The organism is Sorangium sp. So ce362 (assembly GCF_051519845.1).
Classification (GTDB): domain Bacteria; phylum Myxococcota_A; class Polyangia; order Polyangiales; family Polyangiaceae; genus Sorangium.
Map to the genome: position 1 here is coordinate 1,501,910 of NZ_CP150332.1, position 19,052 is coordinate 1,520,961.

Annotated in this window: 16 protein-coding genes; 9 read left to right on the forward strand and 7 right to left on the reverse strand. The window is 73.4% G+C overall.

Annotation, left to right across the window (positions count from 1 at the left end; genetic code table 11):
• Positions 1 to 168 precede the first annotated feature (168 nt).
• Genes WMF17_RS05935 through WMF17_RS05950 form a run of 4 tightly spaced genes read left to right on the forward strand, consistent with a single transcriptional unit; the run spans position 169 to position 4,551 of the window.
• On the forward strand, positions 169 to 963 hold the full coding sequence (locus WMF17_RS05935) for an ABC transporter ATP-binding protein (RefSeq protein ID WP_437600977.1): 795 nt from the start codon (positions 169 to 171) through the stop codon (positions 961 to 963).
• Positions 960 to 2,084, forward strand: a complete 1,125-nt coding sequence (locus WMF17_RS05940) for an efflux RND transporter periplasmic adaptor subunit (RefSeq protein WP_437648600.1) — start codon at positions 960 to 962, stop codon at positions 2,082 to 2,084. The genes WMF17_RS05935 and WMF17_RS05940 overlap by 4 nt, the downstream gene beginning before the upstream one ends.
• Positions 2,081 to 3,307, forward strand: a complete 1,227-nt coding sequence (locus WMF17_RS05945; RefSeq protein WP_437648602.1) for an ABC transporter permease — start codon at positions 2,081 to 2,083, stop codon at positions 3,305 to 3,307. Before WMF17_RS05940 ends, WMF17_RS05945 begins: the two co-directional genes overlap by 4 nt.
• Positions 3,304 to 4,551, forward strand: coding sequence for an ABC transporter permease (locus tag WMF17_RS05950; RefSeq protein ID WP_437600981.1), 1,248 nt, complete (start codon positions 3,304 to 3,306; stop codon positions 4,549 to 4,551). Before WMF17_RS05945 ends, WMF17_RS05950 begins: the two co-directional genes overlap by 4 nt.
• 46 nt (positions 4,552 to 4,597) lie before the next feature.
• Here WMF17_RS05950 and WMF17_RS05955 read toward each other — a convergent pair whose 3' ends face one another.
• The gene (locus tag WMF17_RS05955) at positions 4,598 to 5,884 is read right to left on the reverse strand and encodes an MFS transporter (protein ID WP_437600982.1); all 1,287 of its coding nucleotides are present in this window, start codon (positions 5,882 to 5,884) and stop codon (positions 4,598 to 4,600) included.
• A gap of 297 nt (positions 5,885 to 6,181) precedes the next feature.
• Complete coding sequence (locus WMF17_RS05960; RefSeq protein WP_437600983.1) at positions 6,182 to 6,652, reverse strand: N-acetyltransferase family protein; 471 nt, start codon at positions 6,650 to 6,652, stop codon at positions 6,182 to 6,184.
• A 160-nt stretch (positions 6,653 to 6,812) separates the two neighbouring features.
• On the opposite strand from WMF17_RS05960, the gene WMF17_RS05965 reads away from it, so the two are divergent.
• Together WMF17_RS05965 and WMF17_RS05970 are read left to right on the forward strand one after the other, a co-directional pair.
• Complete coding sequence (locus WMF17_RS05965) at positions 6,813 to 7,496, forward strand: YqiA/YcfP family alpha/beta fold hydrolase (protein ID WP_437600984.1); 684 nt, start codon at positions 6,813 to 6,815, stop codon at positions 7,494 to 7,496.
• A 213-nt stretch (positions 7,497 to 7,709) separates the two neighbouring features.
• Positions 7,710 to 8,495 (forward strand): alpha/beta fold hydrolase, encoded by a 786-nt coding sequence (locus WMF17_RS05970; protein ID WP_437600985.1) that lies wholly within the window; start codon positions 7,710 to 7,712, stop codon positions 8,493 to 8,495.
• 48 nt (positions 8,496 to 8,543) lie between these two features.
• Here the strand turns inward: WMF17_RS05970 and WMF17_RS05975 are convergent, their stop codons facing one another.
• From WMF17_RS05975 to WMF17_RS05990, 4 genes are all read right to left on the reverse strand, one after another.
• Positions 8,544 to 8,834 (reverse strand): hypothetical protein, encoded by a 291-nt coding sequence (locus WMF17_RS05975; protein WP_437648604.1) that lies wholly within the window; start codon positions 8,832 to 8,834, stop codon positions 8,544 to 8,546.
• A 130-nt stretch (positions 8,835 to 8,964) separates the two neighbouring features.
• Positions 8,965 to 9,870 (reverse strand): hypothetical protein, encoded by a 906-nt coding sequence (locus WMF17_RS05980; protein ID WP_437648606.1) that lies wholly within the window; start codon positions 9,868 to 9,870, stop codon positions 8,965 to 8,967.
• 2 nt (positions 9,871 to 9,872) lie between these two features.
• Positions 9,873 to 11,306: a vWA domain-containing protein gene (locus WMF17_RS05985; protein WP_437648608.1), complete on the reverse strand. Its 1,434-nt coding sequence runs from the start codon at positions 11,304 to 11,306 to the stop codon at positions 9,873 to 9,875.
• Between the two features lie 155 nt (positions 11,307 to 11,461).
• Positions 11,462 to 12,097 (reverse strand): hypothetical protein, encoded by a 636-nt coding sequence (locus tag WMF17_RS05990; RefSeq protein ID WP_437648609.1) that lies wholly within the window; start codon positions 12,095 to 12,097, stop codon positions 11,462 to 11,464.
• A 133-nt stretch (positions 12,098 to 12,230) separates the two neighbouring features.
• Between WMF17_RS05990 and WMF17_RS05995 the strand changes: the two genes are divergently transcribed.
• The 3 genes from WMF17_RS05995 to WMF17_RS06005 are packed head-to-tail and all read left to right on the forward strand — an operon-like array spanning position 12,231 to position 16,577.
• Positions 12,231 to 13,676: a serine/threonine-protein kinase gene (locus tag WMF17_RS05995; protein WP_437600992.1), complete on the forward strand. Its 1,446-nt coding sequence runs from the start codon at positions 12,231 to 12,233 to the stop codon at positions 13,674 to 13,676.
• A gap of 52 nt (positions 13,677 to 13,728) precedes the next feature.
• On the forward strand, positions 13,729 to 14,718 hold the full coding sequence (locus tag WMF17_RS06000) for a PEGA domain-containing protein (protein ID WP_437600993.1): 990 nt from the start codon (positions 13,729 to 13,731) through the stop codon (positions 14,716 to 14,718).
• Positions 14,715 to 16,577 (forward strand): hypothetical protein, encoded by a 1,863-nt coding sequence (locus WMF17_RS06005; protein WP_437648611.1) that lies wholly within the window; start codon positions 14,715 to 14,717, stop codon positions 16,575 to 16,577. Before WMF17_RS06000 ends, WMF17_RS06005 begins: the two co-directional genes overlap by 4 nt.
• On the opposite strand, the gene WMF17_RS06010 is transcribed toward WMF17_RS06005, so the two are convergent.
• Positions 16,507 to 18,966: a kelch repeat-containing protein gene (locus WMF17_RS06010; RefSeq protein WP_437648613.1), complete on the reverse strand. Its 2,460-nt coding sequence runs from the start codon at positions 18,964 to 18,966 to the stop codon at positions 16,507 to 16,509. The two genes, WMF17_RS06005 and WMF17_RS06010, sit on opposite strands and share 71 nt — an antisense overlap.
• Positions 18,967 to 19,052 lie beyond the last annotated feature (86 nt).

Consider the following 19,052-nt stretch of genomic DNA (forward strand, 5'->3'; position numbering starts at 1 on the left):
CTACGCCTCACCGCACCGACTGGCCTTCACGGCACGATGGTGGGAGCAACAAGCGCGGCGCGCCCTGGGACCTCAGGCCCGCGCCGGGCGAACCCAGGGCGAACCCAGAGATCGCGCGCGCCGCGGCCACCGCCGAGGACGGCGCGCCGATCGCGGCCGAGAACCCTCATGTCTCCACTCGTGAAGCTCGAGGCGATCACCAAGATCTACTGGATGGGCGAGGTGGAGGTGCAAGCGCTCCGCGGCGTCTCCCTGGAGCTCTCCCGGGGCGAGATGATCGCGATCATGGGCGCCTCGGGGTCGGGCAAATCGACGGCCCTGAACGTCATCGGCACGCTCGACCGCCCCACCGCCGGCCGGTACCTCCTCGACGACGAGCCCGTCGGGGAGCTCGACGAGGTCGAGCTCGCGCGGCTCCGCAACCGCAATATCGGGTTCGTCTTCCAGTCGTTCAACCTCCTGCCGCGCGACAGCGCCCTCGCGAACGTCGAGCTGCCCATGGTCTACGCCGGCGTCCGTCCGGCCGAGCGCCGGGCGCGGGCCGAGCGCGCCCTCGCGCGCGTCGCGCTCGAGGATCGGGCGCGCCACCTGCCGAACCAGCTGTCCGGCGGCCAGCAGCAGCGCGTCGCCATCGCCCGCGCCATCGTCAACGAGCCGCCGCTGCTCCTCGCGGACGAACCGACGGGCGCGCTCGACTCCGCCACGAGCCGGCAGGTCATGGAGCTCTTCTGCGCCCTGCACGCCCAGGGCATGACCGTCATCGTCGTCACCCACGACCCCTCGATCGCCGACTACGCCACCCGCGTCGTCACCTTCCGGGACGGCGCCATCGTCGAGGACACCGGCCCGCGCGGCCGGCGCGCGGACGTCCCAGCGCCGCCTCCTGGACGAGCGTCGTCGGTTCCTGGACCAGGGTCGTCGGTTCCTGGACCGTCGTCGCCGCCTCCTGGAGGCGCCTCGTGAGCGCCCGGCGGCGGCGGTGGCGCCTCTGGCCGTGGCTCGCCGGCGCCCTGGCGCTCGCCGGAACGGGCGCCGCCGTCGTCGCGATGACCCGCGGCGGCCCCCCGCACATCGACCCCGCGCTCGTCGTGACCGCCAGGCGCGGCGACCTCGCCGTCGAGATCCTCGAGACAGGGCGCATCGAGGCCCGCGAGAAGGTCGAGGTCAAATCCAAGGTCGCGGGCCAGGTCGCCGAGGTGCTCGCCGACGAGGGCGCCCGGGTCGCCAAGGACCAGCTCCTGCTCGTGCTCGACCCGATCGACAGCGAGCGCGAGGTCGCCCGCGCCGAGGCCGAGCTCGCCCAGGCCCGGGCCGCCGCGGGCTACGCGAAGCGCGTCGTCGCGCGGCGGACCGCCGGCGTCGAGGGCAGCGTCATCGCCTCGGAGGAGCTCGACACGGCCAGGCACGAGCTCGCCGAGAAGACCATCGCCGTCCGGCTCGCCGAGGTCGCGCTGAGCGCCGCGAAGGACCGGCTCCGGTACACGAAGATCTACTCGCCCCTCGACGGCACGGTGATCCAGCGCAACATCGAGCCCGGCGAGGTCGTCACGCCGGGGGTGGAGTCGACCTTCAACGGCAAGGCGCTGCTCACCGTGGCCGACCTCTCGACGCTCGTGGTCAAGGTGGACCTCAACCAGATCGACGTGGCCAAGGTCGCGCTCGGCCAGCCCGCGACCCTGACGCTCGACGCCCTGCCCGGCAAGACGTACGCGGCCAGGGTCACAAAGATCGCGCCCGCCTCGGTGAAGCTCGAGGGGCGCGAGGTCGACGTCTTCCCTGTCGAGGCCGAGCTCTCCCACGTCGACGGCCTCATCAAGCCCGGCATGACCGCCGACGTGCGCATCCGGCTCGACAGCAGGCCGGGCGTGGTCTCCCTGCCGATCGAGGCCGTCTCCGACGAGGGCGGCAAGCAGCTCGTGACGCGCGTCGTCGACGGGCCCGACGGCGAGCAGACCACCGAGCAGGTCGAGGTCGCGCTCGGCGCGCGAAACGACCGCGAGGTCGAGATCGTGAACGGCGTCCCGGAGGGGGCCCGCGTGCTCATCAACCCGCCCTCGGCGGCCGAGAACGAGACAAAGATGTGAGGTGGGCCGTCTACCTCGCGATCGCCGCGAAGGCGCTCTCGGCGCACAAGCTGCGGTCGCTCCTTACCGTTCTCAGCATCACCCTTGGCGCCTTCGCCATCGTCCTCATGACCTCGCTCGCCGAGGGCGGCCTGCTCACGCTGAGCCGCGGCATCGAGCAGCTCGGCGGGGCACGGCTCCTCCTCGTCGCCCCGAAGGAGCCGGCGCGCGCCGAGCGGAAGAAGACGATGTACGTCACCGGCTTCACCCGCAAGGACCGCGACCGGCTCGCGCGCGGCGTCCCCCACGTCGCCGAGCACGCCATGTACGCCATGCTCGGCTCGCGCGACGTGACCTCCGACGAGGGCATCGAGGACCGCACCGATCTCGTCGCGGCCGACAGCGGCTTCCTCGACGCCTTCCGGATGCCGGTCGCCCGCGGCCGCGCGTTCTCCGACGAGGAGGACCGCCGCCGCGCCCCGGTCTGCGTCGCCGGCTCGAAGCTCGCCGCGCGGCTCTGGCGGGGCGACCCGATCGGCCGGTGGGTCACGGTCGGGTCCCTGCGCTGCCGCATCATCGGCGTGCTGGCCGCGAGCGAGCGGGTGGGCGTCAGCTTCGGCTTCAGCTGGGACGACCTGCTCGTCGCGCCGATCGACACCGCGGCGGACGTCGAGAAGGACGTGAGCACCTCGGCGCTCCTCGTCATCAAGACCGATGATGTCCGCAACAACGACCCGGTGAAGCGCATCGTCAACGCGCTCCTCGTCGACCGCCACCACGGGGTCGACGACTTCACCCTCCTCGATTTCAGCACCATCATGGAGAAATTCGAGGCGATGTTCGCCACGATGAAGGCGATCGTCGGCCTCATCGCGGGCGTCGCGCTGCTCATCGGCGGCGTGGGCGTGATGAACATGATGCTCGTCAGCGTCTCCGAGCGCGTCCGCGAGATCGGCATCCGCAAGGCGCTCGGGGCGGCGCCGCGCGACATCAGCGCGCAGTTCCTGTGCGAGGCGGCGCTGCTCTCCGGCTGCGGCGGCCTGCTCGGGGTCGCCGGCGGCGCGCTCGCGGCCGAGCTCGCCTCGTCGGTCATCCGCCGCTTCACGCCGGGCTGGGTCGGCGCGGTCTCGACGTCGGCGGTGATCGCGGCGCTGCTCGTCTCCTCCGGGGTGGGCGTGGTCTTCGGGTGGTTGCCGGCGCGGCGCGCGGGCCGGCTCGACCCGGTGGCGGCGATGCGGCGATGAGGCTCGGCGACCTCCTCCACTCGACGCGCGCCGTCGTGGCCGACCGCACCCGCGCCGCGCTCACGCTGCTCGGCATCATCATCGGCACCGGCTCGATCGTGCTGCTCGCCTCGCTCCTCGCGGGCGGCGAGGAGGCGCTCCTCCGGGCGAGCCAGCAGGCCGTGGAGGCCGACCTCATCCAGGTCCACGCCGCCGAGGTGAGCGTCAAGGATCGGCGGCGCACCCGGCGCGATCTCTCGCGGGACGACGCCCGCGCGCTCGCCGCGTCGCGCGCCCTCGGCGGCGCCTCTGCCCTGAGCGAGTCGGTGCGCGCGACCGAGGCCCGCGTCGGCCCCAAGAAGAAGCGCGTCACCCTCGTCAGCGCGGCGCCGGCGGCGCCCGCGCTCTACGACCTCGACCTCGCGGCGGGCCGGTTCCTCGTCGAGGCGGATCTCGCGGCGCGGCGGCGCGTGTGCGTCGTCGGCCACGAGGTCTGGGCCGAGCTCTTCGGCGGCCCTCCCGCGCGGGCGGCGCAGGCGGAGCCGCTCCACATGGCGGCCGACGGCCACCTGTGGACGGTCGTCGGCGTGCTCAAGGACCGGCCGATCCTCGGCTCCACGGACGACACGAACATCTGGAACCGCAAGGTCCTCGTCCCGGAGACGACCTTCGACGCGCTGTACTCGCCGGCGCACCACACAGATCGCATCTACGTGCGGCAAGATCCGCTCGCGGCCGTCCAGTTGCCGCTCGCCGCGCTCCGCGGCGTCATCGACGCGACGCTCCTGCGCCGCCATCACGGGGTCAAGAACTTCAGGATCGAGGACAAGGGCAGCCACGCTCAGGAGCTGCTCGTCCTCGACATCATCAAGATGCTGCTGCTCAGCACCGGCGTCGTCGCCCTGGTGGTCGGGGGCATCAACATCATGAACATCATGCTCGTGACCGTGACCGAGCGGACGCGGGAGATCGGCGTTCGCCGCGCGGTCGGCGCCTCGCCCCGCGCGATCCTGCTGCAGTTCCTGTGCGAGGCGGCGGCCGTCTCGCTGCTCGGGGGCGTGCTCGGCGTGCTCTCGGGCGTGGCGCTGTCGTGGCTCGCCGGCGCGGTGCTCGCGCAGATGGTCGGCCGCTGGGCCTTCCATGTGGAGGTCTGGTCGATCGTCCTCGGCCTCGGCCTCTCGGTCACGATCGGCGTGGTGTTCGGCTTCTACCCGGCCTGGCGCGCCGCGCGGCTCGATCCGATCGAGGCGCTCCGCGCCGAGTAGCGCCCGCTTTCGGCGCCGCCCGCGACGGCGCGCCGCGGGCGGCCCCTTACGTCGCGGCGGCGGTCTCCGGCGTCTCGGTCTTGGCGGGGCTCTCCTCGTGATCTCGCCTCGCGTGCGGGAAGCGGTCCATGCGGCTCAGCACGGGGAAGCCGAGCGCCCACAGCGCCGCGACCACGAGGGTGGCGCTGCCGCCGAGGAGGATGGCGGGGAGCAGGCCGAGCCAGCCGGCGGTGAGGCCGGACTCGAACTCTCCGAGCTCGTTGGAGGCGCCGATGAACACCGCGTTGACCGCGCTCACCCGCCCGCGGATCGCGTCCGGCGTCTCGAACTGCACGAGGATGTGGCGGATATAGACGCTCACCATGTCGCCTGCGCCGACGAGGAACAGGGCGATGAGCGCGACGGTGAGGCTCCGCGTCTGCCCGAGGCCGATCGTGGCGAGCCCGAACACCGCGACGCCGCCGAACATCCAGCGGCCGACGTGTCGCGTGATCGGCCGGAAGGCGAGGACGCCCGCGGTGAGCGCGGCGCCCACGGCCGGCGCCGTGCGGAGCATGCCGAGGCCGGTCGGGCCGGCCTGGAGCACGTCGCGCGCGTACGCTGGCAGGAGCGCGACCGCGCCGCCGAACAGCACCGCGAACAGATCGAGCGATATCGCGCCGAGCACCACCGGCCTCGACCACACGAAGCGCAGCCCCTCCAGCACCGCGCTGAGCGACGCCGGCTCGGACCGCCTGGCCTGCTGGGTCGCCCGCACGAGGCCCATGAGGACGAGAGAGACGAGGAGCAGCGCCGCGACGATCACGTACACGATCGTCGACCCGGCGAGGTAGAGGAGCCCGCCCAGCGTCGGCCCGATGATGACCGCGACGTGGAAGCTCGACGAGCTGAGCGCGACCGCCTTGCTGAAGCTCTCGGCCGGCACCAGGTTCATCAGGATCGCCTGCTGGGCCGGCATCATGAAGGCGCGCGCGCTGCCGAACAGCACGAGCACCGCGAACACGGGCCACACCGCCTTCAGGCCCGACACGGTGAACGCGAGCAGCAGCAGCGAGCAGAGCAGCTCCGCGCCGAGGCCGACCGTGATGATGCGGCGCCGGTCGAACCGGTCCGCCGCCTGCCCGGAGGGGAGGATCAGGGCGAAGAACGGCGCGAACTGGGCGAGGCCGATGAGGCCGAGATCGAAGACGTCGCCGGTCAGCGCGTAGACCTGCCAGCCGATCGCGACGCTCTGCATCTGCACCGCGACCGCGGAGAGCAGCCTCGCCGCGAGGTAGAGCGCGAAGCTCCGGTGGCGCAGCACGCCGAGCCCGGTCATGTGGTTTGAAGACATTCGACGCCGCCGGCGATCCTCGATGGGCAGTGTGGACTCACGCTCACGCTCGATGAGCAACAGCGCATGTCGCGACCGAGCCCGGGAGCCGCGCCACCGACATCAACACGCGCCGCTGAAGCAACGCCCGCGCCACGGGGCCCGTGGAGCTCGCGCGAGCGCGATCAGGCCGCGATCCATGCGAGGACCCGCGGCCGCTGCTGCGTTGGCAGCAGCCGGTGTTGCTCGGCTGCGTCTCCACGAGCAGCACCCCAGGCGAGCGGCGCTCACCCGCGGAGCCGGGCGGGGGCGAGCTCTTCATCCCTGGGCGAGCCGGGCGAGCGCCTCGCCGGTGAGACGGTAGACGGTCCAGTCGTCCATGGGTTTGGCGCCGAGCTTGCGGTAGAAGCCGATGGCGGGCTCGTTCCAGTCGAGCACGGACCACTCGAACCGCCCGCAGCCGCGCTCGACCGCGAGCCTCGCCAGGTGCACGAGGAGGGCCTTGCCGTGGCCTCCTCCGCGGTGCTCGGGGAGCACGAAGAGGTCTTCGAGGTAGATCCCCGGCTTGCCGACGAAGGTGGAGAAGCTCTGGAAGAAGAGGGCGAATCCGACCGCGACCCCCTCCGCCTCGGCCAGGACGACCTCCGCGGCGGGCCTCGGGCCGAAGAGGTGCGCTTCGAGCTCTTTTTCGTCGAAGACGACCTCGTGCGCGAGCCGCTCGACCTCGGCGAGCATCCGGATGAGGCGGGCGATGGTGGGGATATCGGCGGCGGTGGCGGGGCGGATCATGGCGTCTCTTCGGCGCGTCATACCGCATCGACCTGCCGGAGCGGAAGGCGTGCACGCGACCTGCCGCGGATCTGACGCGCCCGCCCGGCGGGGCGAGCGCGAGAGCGGCAGCGCGGCTTGCCGCTCGCCGCGCGCCCGTCCTAGGCTCTCCCGCACCTCGATGACCACGACACCGCCCCCCGCCGCCGGCCCGCGCTGGCTCTACCTGCACGGCTTCGCCTCGGGCCCGGGCTCGACCAAGGGCGTCCGGATCGCCGCGCACTTCGAGCGGCGCGGGGTCGTCGTCGAGCGGCTCGACCTGCGGGTACCGTCGTTCGAGCGCCTGCGCCTCGGCGCGATGATCGACGCCGTGAAGCAGGCGCTCGGCGGAGAGCGCGAGCGGGCCGTGGTGATGGGCTCGAGCCTCGGGGGCCTCACCGCGTGCCGCGTCGCCGAGGAGGACGCGCGGGTGTGCGCGCTTGTGCTGCTCGCGCCGGCGTTCCGGATCATGGAGCGATGGCGGCAGCGGCTCGGCGAGGAGGGCTTTCAGGCGTGGAAGGAGCGGGGGTGGCTCGAGGTCGACGATTACGCCGAGAAGCGGCGAGCCCGGGTGGACTTCGGCTTCGCCCTCGACGCGGCCGAGGTGGATGACCGCTCGGGCGGCTGGCCCGACGTGCGGATACCGACGCTGATCGTCCACGGCCGGAACGACGAGGTGGTGGACATCGAGCTCTCGCGGACCTTCGCGGCAGGGAAGCGGCATGTCCGGCTCATCGAGGTGGACGATGGCCACGAGCTCGTGGCGTCGATTCCGCGCATCATTCGCGAGACCGACGATTTCCTGCGCCACTTTCTCGGCAGCTGACGAGCGCGCCTCGCGCGCTTCGTTCCGGCCGGAGGCTGCCTGGACCGCGTTTCCTGAACACCCGCTCAGTGATGCGCGCCAGCTGGCCGTCCCCTCATCAAGCGAGTCGCATTTTATGCGAGAAGGGCACAGCTATCAAGAGTGAAGCGCTTCGCCTATCGCTCGTGTGCATCCGGCTGTGGATTGGCCGCGGCCGAGCGATCGGAGGAGCGAATGGAGACAGCGCAGGACCTCGGGCGGACCGCGTCCGTCAACGGCATCGACATGTATTACGAGCTTCGCGGCGAGGGGCCGCCGCTCGTGCTGCTTCACGGCTTCACCGGGGCGGGCGGCGACTGGGCGCACGTGTTCGATCTCGTGGAGCTGGGGCGCGATCACCGGGTCATCGTCCCCGACCTGCGGGGGCACGGCCGGTCGACCAACCCGGCTGGAACCATCACCCTTCGCCAGTGTGCCCTCGACGTCTTCGCCCTCCTCGACCACCTGGGGGTGAAGGCGTTCCGGGCCATCGGCCTCAGCTTCGGCGCCAAGTCGCTCCTGCACCTGGCCACGCAGCAGCCGGAGCGCGTCGAGTCGATGGTCCTCGTGTCCGCGACTCCGTACTTCCCCGAGCAGGCCAGGGCGATCATGCGGCAGGTCTCCGACGAGGGCCGATCGGAGGCGGAATGGGAGGAGATGCGGGCCCGCCACAAGCTCGGCGAGGCGCAGATCCGGGCGCTGTGGCGTCAGCCGCGGCGCTTCGCCGACAGCCACGACGACATGAGCTTCACGCCCCCTCACCTGTCGACCATCACCGCGCGGACGATGATCGTGAGCGGCGACCGCGATCCCCTCTATCCGGCCGAGATCGCCCTGGAAATGTACCGCGCCATCCCGCGCTCCTGCCTGTGGCTCGTGCCGAACGGCGGACACGGGCCCATCTTCGGCGAGTGGAAGCAGCCGTTCGCCCGCGCGGCGCTGGCCTTCCTGCGCGGCGAGCAGGCGGCTCTCCACGGCTAGGTGGAGAGGAATTCCTCGCTGCGTTTGCCCGCTTGGCGTGGCCCTGATTCAGCGAAGCGGGTCGGCGAGGCCCACGCCGATGGCGCCGGCGGCCATGCCCATGCCTGCGCCCGCGGCGATCAGCGCGCCGTCGGGGTGACCCGAGGCCCAGAGGGCGAGGGCGACCAGGCCGGCGAGGGTGCCTCCCAGCGGGAAGTTGGCGCGCCGGTAGCGGGTGGGGCCCAGCGGGGCGTTCCAGAACCGCTTCCGTGGGTTGGCGTGCAGGCCGCGGGTGACGACGACGCCGAGGGCCAGCCCGGCGACCAGCGCGCCCAGCGCGATGAGGTTCGTGATGTCCATGGCCGGCCAGTGTGGCACGGGAAGGCTGCGCGGTTTGCCGGCCGTAGCACCACGACGAGCCAGTCCATTCGAGAGTACCGAGCGGCGTTGCCGGCGGCGAAGAGGCGTCCAGCCACACCTCGCGCGCGCATCAGACCTCCTCGACCATCGTCTTGCTCACCTGCTCGAGCGAATCGCCCATCGCCTCCACCCCGACGAGCGCCGCGTCGTCCAGGCTCGCCTCCGCGGCCTGCGCGGCGCTCACCGCCGTGTAAGCCCGCGTCAGCGCGGCGACGTGATCGGCGATCCGCGCGTCCACCTTGCCGATCACCGCCTCGGCCGGCGCCCCCGCCGCCGTCGCGCCGGCCGGCGGAGGCTCCCCCGGGCTCGCCTCTCGCTCCTTCGCGGCGCGGCCCACCGCGAGCGTGCGCTCGAGCCTCGCCCGCGCCTCGGCGAGGCGCAGCAGCGACGCCCAGGTCGCCCGGGCCTGGCGCGCCGCCCTGCCATCGAGCAGCTCCTCGTCCGCGACCGTCCGGCGGAGCTCCGCGCCCTCGCGGAGCGACGCGCGCGCGGGGCCCGTGATCTCGCCGGCGGCGCCGTCGAGGGCGTGGGCCACCGGGTCGTCGGCGTCGATGAGGAAGGGGAGCGCGACGAGCACCGCGGACACCACGAGCGCGACCCCGCGGAGCGCGAGCGACCCCGCGCCGAAGGCGGCGGTGAGCGAGCCGGCCAGGGCGCCGCCGGAGAGCGCGGTCCCGACGTGCAGCAGGCGGGCGCGCCTGCCCCGCACCCGGACCGAGCGCTCCGCAAAGCAAAGGCCGGCGAGCGCGGCGCCGGCCGCCGCCGGGGACGTCGCGCCGAGGACGCCGAACGCCAGCGCCCCGAGCGCGCCCCCGGCGACGGCGAGCGAGGCGAGCGCCCCGCTCGCCGCGACGGCGAGGAGGACGGCGGCGGCCACGAGCAGCAGCGAGCCCGGGACAGGGCCGAGCCGGAGCGCGAGCGAGGCGAGCCCGAGCGAGAGCGCGGCGGCGGCGACGAAGGCGACCTTGCGGAGCATCGTCAGCGCCTCGACAGGTTGGAGATGTCCTTCTCGACCGCGCGCTTGGCCGCCGCCTTCCCGGCGGTGCTCGCGGGTGGGGCGGAGAGGAACTCCTTCTGCGTTGCCTTGTACTCCATCAGCTGCTTCCGGAGCGGGGCCGCCGCGGCCGCCGGCGCGGCGGCGGCGACGGCGCTGAGCTCGTTCATGCTCTCATCGATGAGGCGCTGGGCCCGCCCGACGTCGCCCTGCTGGTAGGCGTCGGCGGCCTCGAGCTGACGGCGCGAGGCGACGACGCTCATGGCGTCGGCGAGGACCGCGAGGTCCTTGCCCGCCTCGACGGCCTCGGCGGAGGTCGAGCCGGTCAGCGGGAGCCCGGCGATCCGGGCCTGTACGGCGTCGCCGCCGACCCGGCTCCAGCTCACCTGCGCCTCCACGGCCCGGGTCACGTCGCTGTCGAGCGAGGCCGCGAGCTCGAGGATCACGCGGCGCTCGTCGCCGGAGAAGAGCGAGCCGAGCGCGAGCTCGACCTCGGCGCCGGAGGCGAGGGGCCTCGCGTCGGCGCCGGAGGCGCGGACGAGGCGGACGCCGGCCGGGAGCTTCACGCGGGCCGACGCGCTCTCGATCGTCGTGGCGGCCGTCTCCTTGAGCTCGCGCTGGAGGAAGGTGGCGAGGGCCGAGGCGTCCTTGACGAAGGCGAAGTTGCCGCGGCCCGCCTGGGCGACCGCGCCCATGTACGCCTCGTCGAAATCGAGGCCGATCCCCATGGACGAGGTGGTGATCCCGCGCCCGGCGCTCTCCCGGGCGACCTGCTCGCTCTGGGCTCGCGTGCCGTCGAGGCCATCGCTCGCCAGGATCACGCGGCGCACGCGGCCCTTGCCGGCGTCGGCGAGGGCGAGCACGCCCTGGGCGAGCGCGGGCGCGATGTTGGTTCCGCCGCTCGACTCGAGCTCCAGGACCCGGGCGATCAGGTCGGCCCGGACGCGGCCGGCGCGGGCGAGCGGCTGGAGGAGCTCGCTGTCGCTCGAGTAGCGGACGAAGGCGATCTCGTCGTCGTCGCGCAGGTCGCGGAGGAGCTGGACGGCCGATCGCTTGGCCTGATCGAGCTTCTCGCCGGCCATGGATCCCGAGGTGTCGAGGACGATCACGATCGAGAGCGGCGCGCGCTCCCTGGCCTGCTCGACGGGGTCGGCCTCGACGATCAGCTCGGCGAACACGCGCTGTTCGCCGCCGCTGAGCACCCTGGTGTGGCTGAGGGCGAAGGTGCCGTGAGCGCCGGGCCCCGAGAAGGAGGCGCTGTTCGATCCGCTCGAGGCGACCGCGGTGAACGCGCTCGAGGGGCCCGGGTCAGAGGCGGCGGATCGGGCGAGGACGAGGCTACCGGCGGCGAGGACGACGGCGCTGGCGGCGAGTCCGTGGCGGACGCGGGCCGTGCGAAACCAGGTGCGAATGGACATGGGCTTTCTCCCGGGGCTCCGGACGGACGAAGTCCACGCGCCCGGGGACGGGTGGGCGCCGCTTCGTCAACGTCGAGTGGACCCGTCGACGTGTCAGGTCGCGGATGGATCTGGAAATGTGACCGAGGTCCTCCGGCGACCTCGCGTCCCGCGCGCTAGCGCGCGGCGCAGCGGGCCGCGACGTGGCGGCCGTTCGGGTCCTGGCCGGGAAACAGGGGGCCCACGTCGGAGAGCTCGAAGGCGACCGACGTCGGCTCGATCGCCGTGATGGTGAGCCTGCCGAAGCCCGCGCCGACGCCCCCGGTGACGCCCCCGGTGCCGCCGCAATCCGCGCTGGATGACGTCTCGAAGATCCTGAAATCGTCGCTCGCCGTATCCACCTCGCCGACGGCGAGCATCGACGCGGGCATGCTGAGCTCCAGAGCCCACCAGTCGCTGCAGGGCGAGAACGCGGGGCGCGCTTCGGGATCGCGGCAGGACAGGGGCAGGCTGGCGATGCGGAAGGTCACGGTCGCGTCGCCATAGACGACCGCGCTCACCTGCGTCGCGGGGCTGCCGGAGGTCGTCGGCGAAGGGGCGGTCGTCGGCGAAGGGGCGGTCGTCGGCGAAGGGGCGGCGGAGGAGGTGGTCGTCGAGCCCGGGCCGCCCGGGCCGCCCGCGCCGCCCGCGCCGCCCGCGCCGCCCCCGCCGCCCCCGCCGCCGTCCATGATCACCGTGCCGCCGCACGCGGCTTGAACGAGCAGGGCGAGCGAGCCCACCGCCCTGGAGATGTGTCGAGGTGAGAGCGTCATCGTCGCATCGTATCGCGCTCCGCCGAGGCTCGTGGACACAGGTCGCTGCGCCACGAGCTCGTGTGCTACCATCGCCCACAGCAGATTCGGGTGGCGGCTGCCCCCGTGCCAGAGCGCGCTGCGCGGAGCTCTCATGAATGCACCCGTCGTCGAAGGAGAGGTGATCGCCGGCAAGTACCGGGTCGATCGCGTCCTGGGCCGCGGCGGCATGGGGATTGTGGTCGCGGCGAGCCACCTGTTCTTGCCGCAGCGGGTCGCGATCAAGCTCCTCCTGAGCGACGAGGACGGGAGCCCGGCGCTCGCGCAGCGGTTTCTCCGCGAGGCGCGCGCGGTGGTTCGCCTCAAGGGCGAGCACGTCGTGCGGGTGCTCGATGTCGGCGAGCTCGACTCGGGTGTCCCGTACATCGTGATGGAGTATCTGGACGGCGAAGATCTCTCCGAGGTGCTCCGCGAGCGCGGGCCGCTCAGCACCCTGGACGCGGCCGACTACGTCCTGCAGGTCTGCGTGGCGATGGCCGAGGCGCACAACGCGGGCATCGTGCACCGCGATCTCAAGCCGGCGAACCTCTTCCTCACGACGACGCCCGGCGGGGCGAAGCTCATCAAGGTGCTCGACTTCGGGATCTCGAAGGAGCTGCCGGGCGGCAGCGAGAGCGGCGGCGCGTCGCTGACGCAGACGCGGGAGATGCTCGGCTCGCCCATCTACATGTCGCCCGAGCAGATGCGCTCGTCGCGCTCGGTCGACGCCCGCTCCGACATCTGGGCGCTCGGCGCGATCCTCTACCGGCTGCTCACGGGGCGGCCGCCGTTCGAGGCCTCGGCGCTCGCCGAGCTCGTCCTGCAGGTCGCGAGCGCGGACCCGGTCCGGCCCACCGAGCTCCGGAGCGACATCCCCCCGGCGCTCGAGGCCGCGATCCTCCGCTGCCTCGAGAAGGATCCCGCGCAGCGGTGGCCCACCGTGGCCGATCTGGCGCACGCGCTCGCTCCCTTCGCGCCCGCGGGCGCGATGGAGCGCGCGGAGTGCGCTGCGCGGATCCTCGGCGCGCCGCCGACGCCTCGGCCCAGCGCGCCCGCGGCGGGCCCCGAGCTGGACACCCTGTCGAGCGCCGAGCCGGGGCCGATGGAGACCTTGCCGCCCACGACGCGGGGGCTCGCGCGGACCTCCGCGATGCCAGCGCGGCGCCGGACCTTGATGGTGGCGCTCGGAGCGGCCGCGATGGCCTCGCTCGCGCTGGCGGCCGCGATCGCGCTGCGCCGCGGAGCGCCGGTGGACGAGGCGCGGCTGTCGAGCGCGGCGATCGCGCAGGACGATGGGGCGCCGCAGCGTGCGCAGCCAGGCGTGGCCGGCGACCCGGCGGGCCCGCTCATCGCGTCGGAGCCGCCGGCGACGGCGCGCGAGCCGGCGCCGGCCGCGCCGCCGCAGCCGTCGGCCGCTCCGGTCGATGCGGAGGAGCGCCCCGCGAAGGCGCCGCCGCGCCGGCGGCCGGCGGCGGTGCCGAGCTCGCCGCCGCCGGCCGCGCCGCCGAGAACGCCGCCGCCCGTCGAGCCCACGAACCCCTTCGCGATTCCTCTCAAATGAGATAGGCATGACCGGTCTTCGACCGGCGGCACCCTCTCCAGACGAGGTATCGATGCGCTTACGCATGCCGGCGATGCGGCCCGCGGCCGCGATCGTCCTCCTGACGCTGACCACGGCCCGCGGAGCGGCAGCGCAGCAGGCCGCGCCCCCTGCTGCGCCCGCCGCGGCGCCGCTCGCCGAGGTGCTGACCGGCGCGGCCAAGGCCGATTACGAGCTGGGGAAGAGCCTCTTCGGCAATGGCGACTTCGCCAACGCGTTCACCAAGTTCGAGCACGCCTACGCGCTCTCGAAGGACGTGCGCCTCCTCTGGAACATGGCCGTCTGCAAGAACAGGATGCACCGGTACAGCCACGTGCTCACGCTCGTCGAGCGGCTGAGGCGGGAGGACCGCGGCGCTTTGACCCCGCAGGACTGGGCGACGATCGACGCCCTCGAGCGGGGCGCCAGAACCCTTGTCGGGCACCTGGACATCGCGGTGAGCGAGGCGGGCGCGGAGGTGACGATCGACGACGCGGCGGCCGGGAAGACGCCGCTCTCGGGCAAGGTGATCGTCGACTCCGGGACACGGCGCATCCGCGTCGACAAGCCGGGCTTCAAGGAGCATGTCCGGGTGGAGCGCGTGGCGCCCGGCGCCGAGGTGGTGGTGCAGATCCAGCTGGAGCCGCGGGTCCACGCCGGCAAGCTCTCCGTGATCGCGCCGCCGGGCGCCCGCATCGCGCTCGACGGCGAGCTCCTGGGGCAGGAGCGGTGGGACGGCACCGTGCCGAGCGGCCGCCATGCGCTGCGGGTCACGGCGCCGGGGATGATACCGTATGAGTCGGAGATCGTGATCCAGGACGACGAGCTGAGCCGGCTCCGCGTCGGCCTGACGCCGGTCGCGAGTGGTCCGCGGACGTGGGTGTGGCTCACGGGCGGCGCCCTCGTCGTCGCGGCGGGCGTCGTCGTCGTCGGCGGCGTCCTCCTGCTCCAGCCCTCGCCGGCCCCGCCGATCGAGGGCACCCTCGGCCCCACGCGCCCCACCGCGTTCGGAGGCCGGTGGTGAGGGCGCCCGGCTGGCCCACGGCGGCCACGGCGGCGCTCGCGGTGACCCAGGCGGCGTGCTCGGCGCCCGTCACGGGGGAGCTCATCGTCGCCATCCAGACCGACATGGCCGTTCCCAAGGACCTCGAACACTTCGAGCTACTGGTCCTGTCCGACGGCAAGCCGGTCCCCCCCCTCTCCAACGCTCGCTTCCTGCTCGGCCCGGAGGGCGTCAGTCTGCCCGCGACACAGGGGCTGACGGTCTCCGAGGATCCCGGCCGGGAGATCAGCATCCGCGTGCGGGCGATCCTGCCCGGTCAGCGCCGCGTGGAGCACGCGGTGATCACGACCGTCCCCGAGCACCGGGTGGCGACGCTCTGGGTGCCGCTCCATTTCCTGTGCAGCGAGGACGAGGCCAGTCCACCCGGCGCTCCGGACAGGTGTCCGGAAGGCCAGACGTGCTTTGCCGGCGAGTGTAGGGACCACCGCGTGAGCTCGGCGCACCTGCCCGACTACGTGGAACAGGATGTCCTGCACCGCGCCTGCTTCGACGCGGCGAGCTGCTTCCGCGACGTGGTCCCGGCCGCGGGCCTCGATCCTGTGGCATGCACCATCGCGGCGAGCGGCGACGTGAACGTCGCGATCGCGACCGAGGGAGACGGCGCCTGCGGCGCTTGGGGGTGCTTCGTGCCGCTCGACGCGGAGAGCGACCTCGGCTGGCGCAGGAGCGGCGATCGGATCGAGCTCCCGAAGGCGCTCTGTTTGCCGGACGAGCCCGGGCGGCTCGCCGGGTTCGGCGTTGTCACGTCTCCCGTCACCGCGGCCTGCCCGCTCAAGCGGATCGGCGACCCGATCTGCAGTGTCGACGAGCGCCGGCCGGTCGTCCTGGCGGCGCGGCAGCGCAGCCCGGGGTCGCTCGCGCTGAGCGACAAGGCCGTGTTCTGGACCGAGCAGGGCTCGCTCGACGGCCCCGCCGACGGCGCCGTGAAGCGGGTCCCGCTCGGGGGCGGCGCGCCGGTGACGCTCGCGCAGCGGCAGGCGGTGCCGCGTCAGGTCGCGCTCGACCCCGCGGGCCGCCGCGTCCTCTGGACGAACCGCGGCGCCGGCGGGGCGATGACGGCGCTGATGGAGCGGAGCCTCGAGGTCGACGACACCGCCCCCCTGCTCGACGCGCAGCGCCTCGAGCCGCTGGGGCCTTCAGGCGCCCTGGAGGGGCTCGCGGCGCGCGGCGCGTACCTGTTCTGGACGCAGCTCCGCGGGGCTGCGGCGCCCGGCCACAAGGCGCTCGGCCGCGTGGGCCGCGCGGCGCTGGATAGGCCGATGGAGGAGATGAAGCTCGCCGACGCCGTCTCCGCCTACCACGTCGCGGCGGCGAACAGCGTCGTGTGCTGGACCGACCTCGGTGAGGACGACGGAACGGACGCAAGCGGCTCGGTCTCTTGCCTGAAGACCGGCGCCACGGTGCCCGTGGAGGTGGGCAGCCGGCAGCGGAAGCCCCACAGCATCGCGCTCGACGCCAAGGACCCGACGGAGGTGTTCTGGGTGAGCTTCGGAGGGGAGGTCGTGCGGGGCGCGGTGAATGGCAACAGCCCCGAGGTGATTTTTCAAGACCACGAGAACGAGGGCTTGTACGGCATCGCGCTCGATGAGCGCTGGGTATACTGGACCCACCGGCTCAGGGGCACCGTGAGCCGGCTGCCCCGGGACGCCGCGCCGGTCGGCGCGGGGGGCGGGGAGTCGCCGCTCACGCTCGCCGAGGGGCAGCGCAGCCCGGGGGCGATCGCGGTCGATGCCAGCGCTGTCTACTGGATCAACGAGGGCTCGCCGAAGCAGGCCAACGGCGCCGTCGTGAGGTACGCAAAGCCGCTGCCGCCGCGATGAACAGCGCGGCAGCAGGGCCGCCGCCCGGCGCCGCCGCGCCGGCGGCCGTGCAGCTGCAGCCTCGTTCCTCGTCGGCCACGGGGCCTGAGCCCCCGCTGCCCGCGCTGCCCGTGGGCCCCGCGCCTCCCCCGGACGACGACGACGCCTCCGGCGGGGTGTGGAGGCAGACTCCGGCGAAGCACACGCCATCGCCTTCGCACAGCGCCCCCTTCGCCTTCGCCTCGGGCACGCACGCGCCGGTCGCCTCGTCGCAGACGCCGTCGGTGTGGCACTCGTCCGTGGCCTCGCAGGTGATCGCCTCGACGACGCAGGCTCCTCCCCGGCAGGAGCTGATGGTGCAGAGACCCCGGCCCTCGCAGGCCGCGGTGTCGTCGGGCGTGCCGACGCACTCGCCCCCGCTGCAGGCGTCGCGCGTGCAGTCGTTCCCGTCGTCGCAGGTCGCGGCGTCGTCGGCCTCGCCCGCGCAGGTGCCCGCGTCGCAGGCGTCGTCGCTCGTGCAGTCGTTGCCGTCGTCGCAGGCGCGACCCGTCACGGGCGAGCACGTGCCGTCGGCGCTCGCGCCGGCCGCCTCGGCGCAGGCGTCGCAGGCGCCCTCGCACGCCGTGTCGCAGCAGACACCGTCCACGCAGAACCCGGTCTGGCACTCGCAGCCGGCCCCGCACGCCTCGCCGGCCTGGCCGAGGACGTACCGCTCGGACGTCGCGTGTACCTTCTGTGTATCGCCAGAATCCCGGTATTCCCCGCCCGTGATCAGGACCGAGCCGTCATCGAGGAGCGTCGCCGTGTGGAACGAGCGAGCCGCGATGAGCGGCCGCGCGCCGGTCCATCCCCTCGTGACCGGGTCGTAGAGCCACGTGTCGGCGAAGCTGATCTTTTTCAGCCGCCCGCCTGCGACGAGCACGCAGCCGTTCGGGAGCCGCGTCGCCGAGTGCCGGAATCGCTCGGAGTTCTCGAAGCTCCCGGCCTCGCTGAAGGCCCCCGGGCCCGGCGCTCCCGGCGTGTAGATCTCTGCCCCGGAGGAATGCCCGACCAGGAGGACGTCCCCGTCCTGGAGCAGCGTCGCCGTGTGCTGGTAGCGCTCGCTGCGCATCATCGGCCCCGGTGCCCAGGTGTTGGTCGCCGGATCGTACAGCTCGGTGCTCCGGAGCCCGAGCTGGTTGTTGTGGCCGCCGGTGACAAGGATCTCGCCCGTCGCGAGCCGCGTGGCCGCGTGCATGGTGCGGGCGATCTCGAGGTCAGGCCCCCTCGTCATCGTATCGGTGCTCTCGAAGAAGCGGAAGACGTAGGGCAGCGGTGCGTAGTTGTTCAGATTGGACGTGCCCCCGACGATCAGGACATCTCCGGCGGTGATCGCGTGCTCTGCCGGGAGCACGGTCATCGTTTGCTGGTAGAGCGGCGCGAGCACGCCCATGGCGGGCGGGGATTCCGGCCCCCACGTGTTGTCTTCCGGATCGTACAGCTCGTACGTGGAGCCCATGGGACCGCTGTCCCCGCCCACGGCGAGGAGGCGCCCGTCGTGGAGCGCGGCGATCGCGTGCTCGGCGCGCGGCGTCCTCATCTGGTTGCCCGGCTCCGCGGGGGGCGACCACGTACCGTCGGTCGGATCGTAGATCTCCACCGTGCGGAGCTCGGCGGACTCCTGGTTGAGCCCACCCGCCACGAGCAGGCGGGTCCCGAGCTCCGCCATCGCGTGACGGCGGCGGCCGAACCCCATGCTCCCCGCGGGCACCCACACCGGATCGACGAGCACCAGCTCGCCCTCCGCGTCGACGAACAGCTCGATCCGCGCGCCGCGCGCCGCGAGCCGCGCGTCGACCTCGCGCCCGCCGGCCGCGTACGCCGCCGGCGCCGTCACGCGGAGCCGCACCGCCCCCGCCGCGTCGGCGATCTCGATCGCCCCGTCCCGCGCCGCCAGCGCGCCGCCCTCGACCTCCCACGCGGCCACGGGCGCGTCGCGCCGCACCGTCTCCGCGTCGAGCAGCAGCCACTCCTCGACCCCGTCCGGCGTCGCCGTCCAGAACGAGGACCCGCCCGCGCGCCGGTAGACCACCGCGCGCTCCGCGAGCATCGCCTCGCCTCCGGCCCCCACCTCGCGGACCCGGAGCGTCGCGCCCCCCGCGAGCTCGAAGACGATCGCCTCGCTCCCTTCACCGGGCAGGCTCACCGCGAGGCCGCCGTGGCGCGCGGCCGCGGCGCGCTCGAGCCCGCCGCCTCTCCGGAGGAACCCCGGACCCACGCTCAGGACGGCCGCGACCTGGTCGGGAAAGGCGCTGCGCAGCACCTCGTCAGGCGGCGGATCGGACGCGGCGCACCCAGCGAGCGTCTGGAGCGCGGCGAAGAGCGCGGAGGCAGCGAGCGGGAAATGTAGGCCAGGGCGAGGGCAGATCATGGCGAATTGGAGGAGAGCGTATGCGAGCGCACTCCCGGCGGCCTAGCTCCTCGTTCGTCGAAGGGCGAATTGGGGCAGGGAAGCGC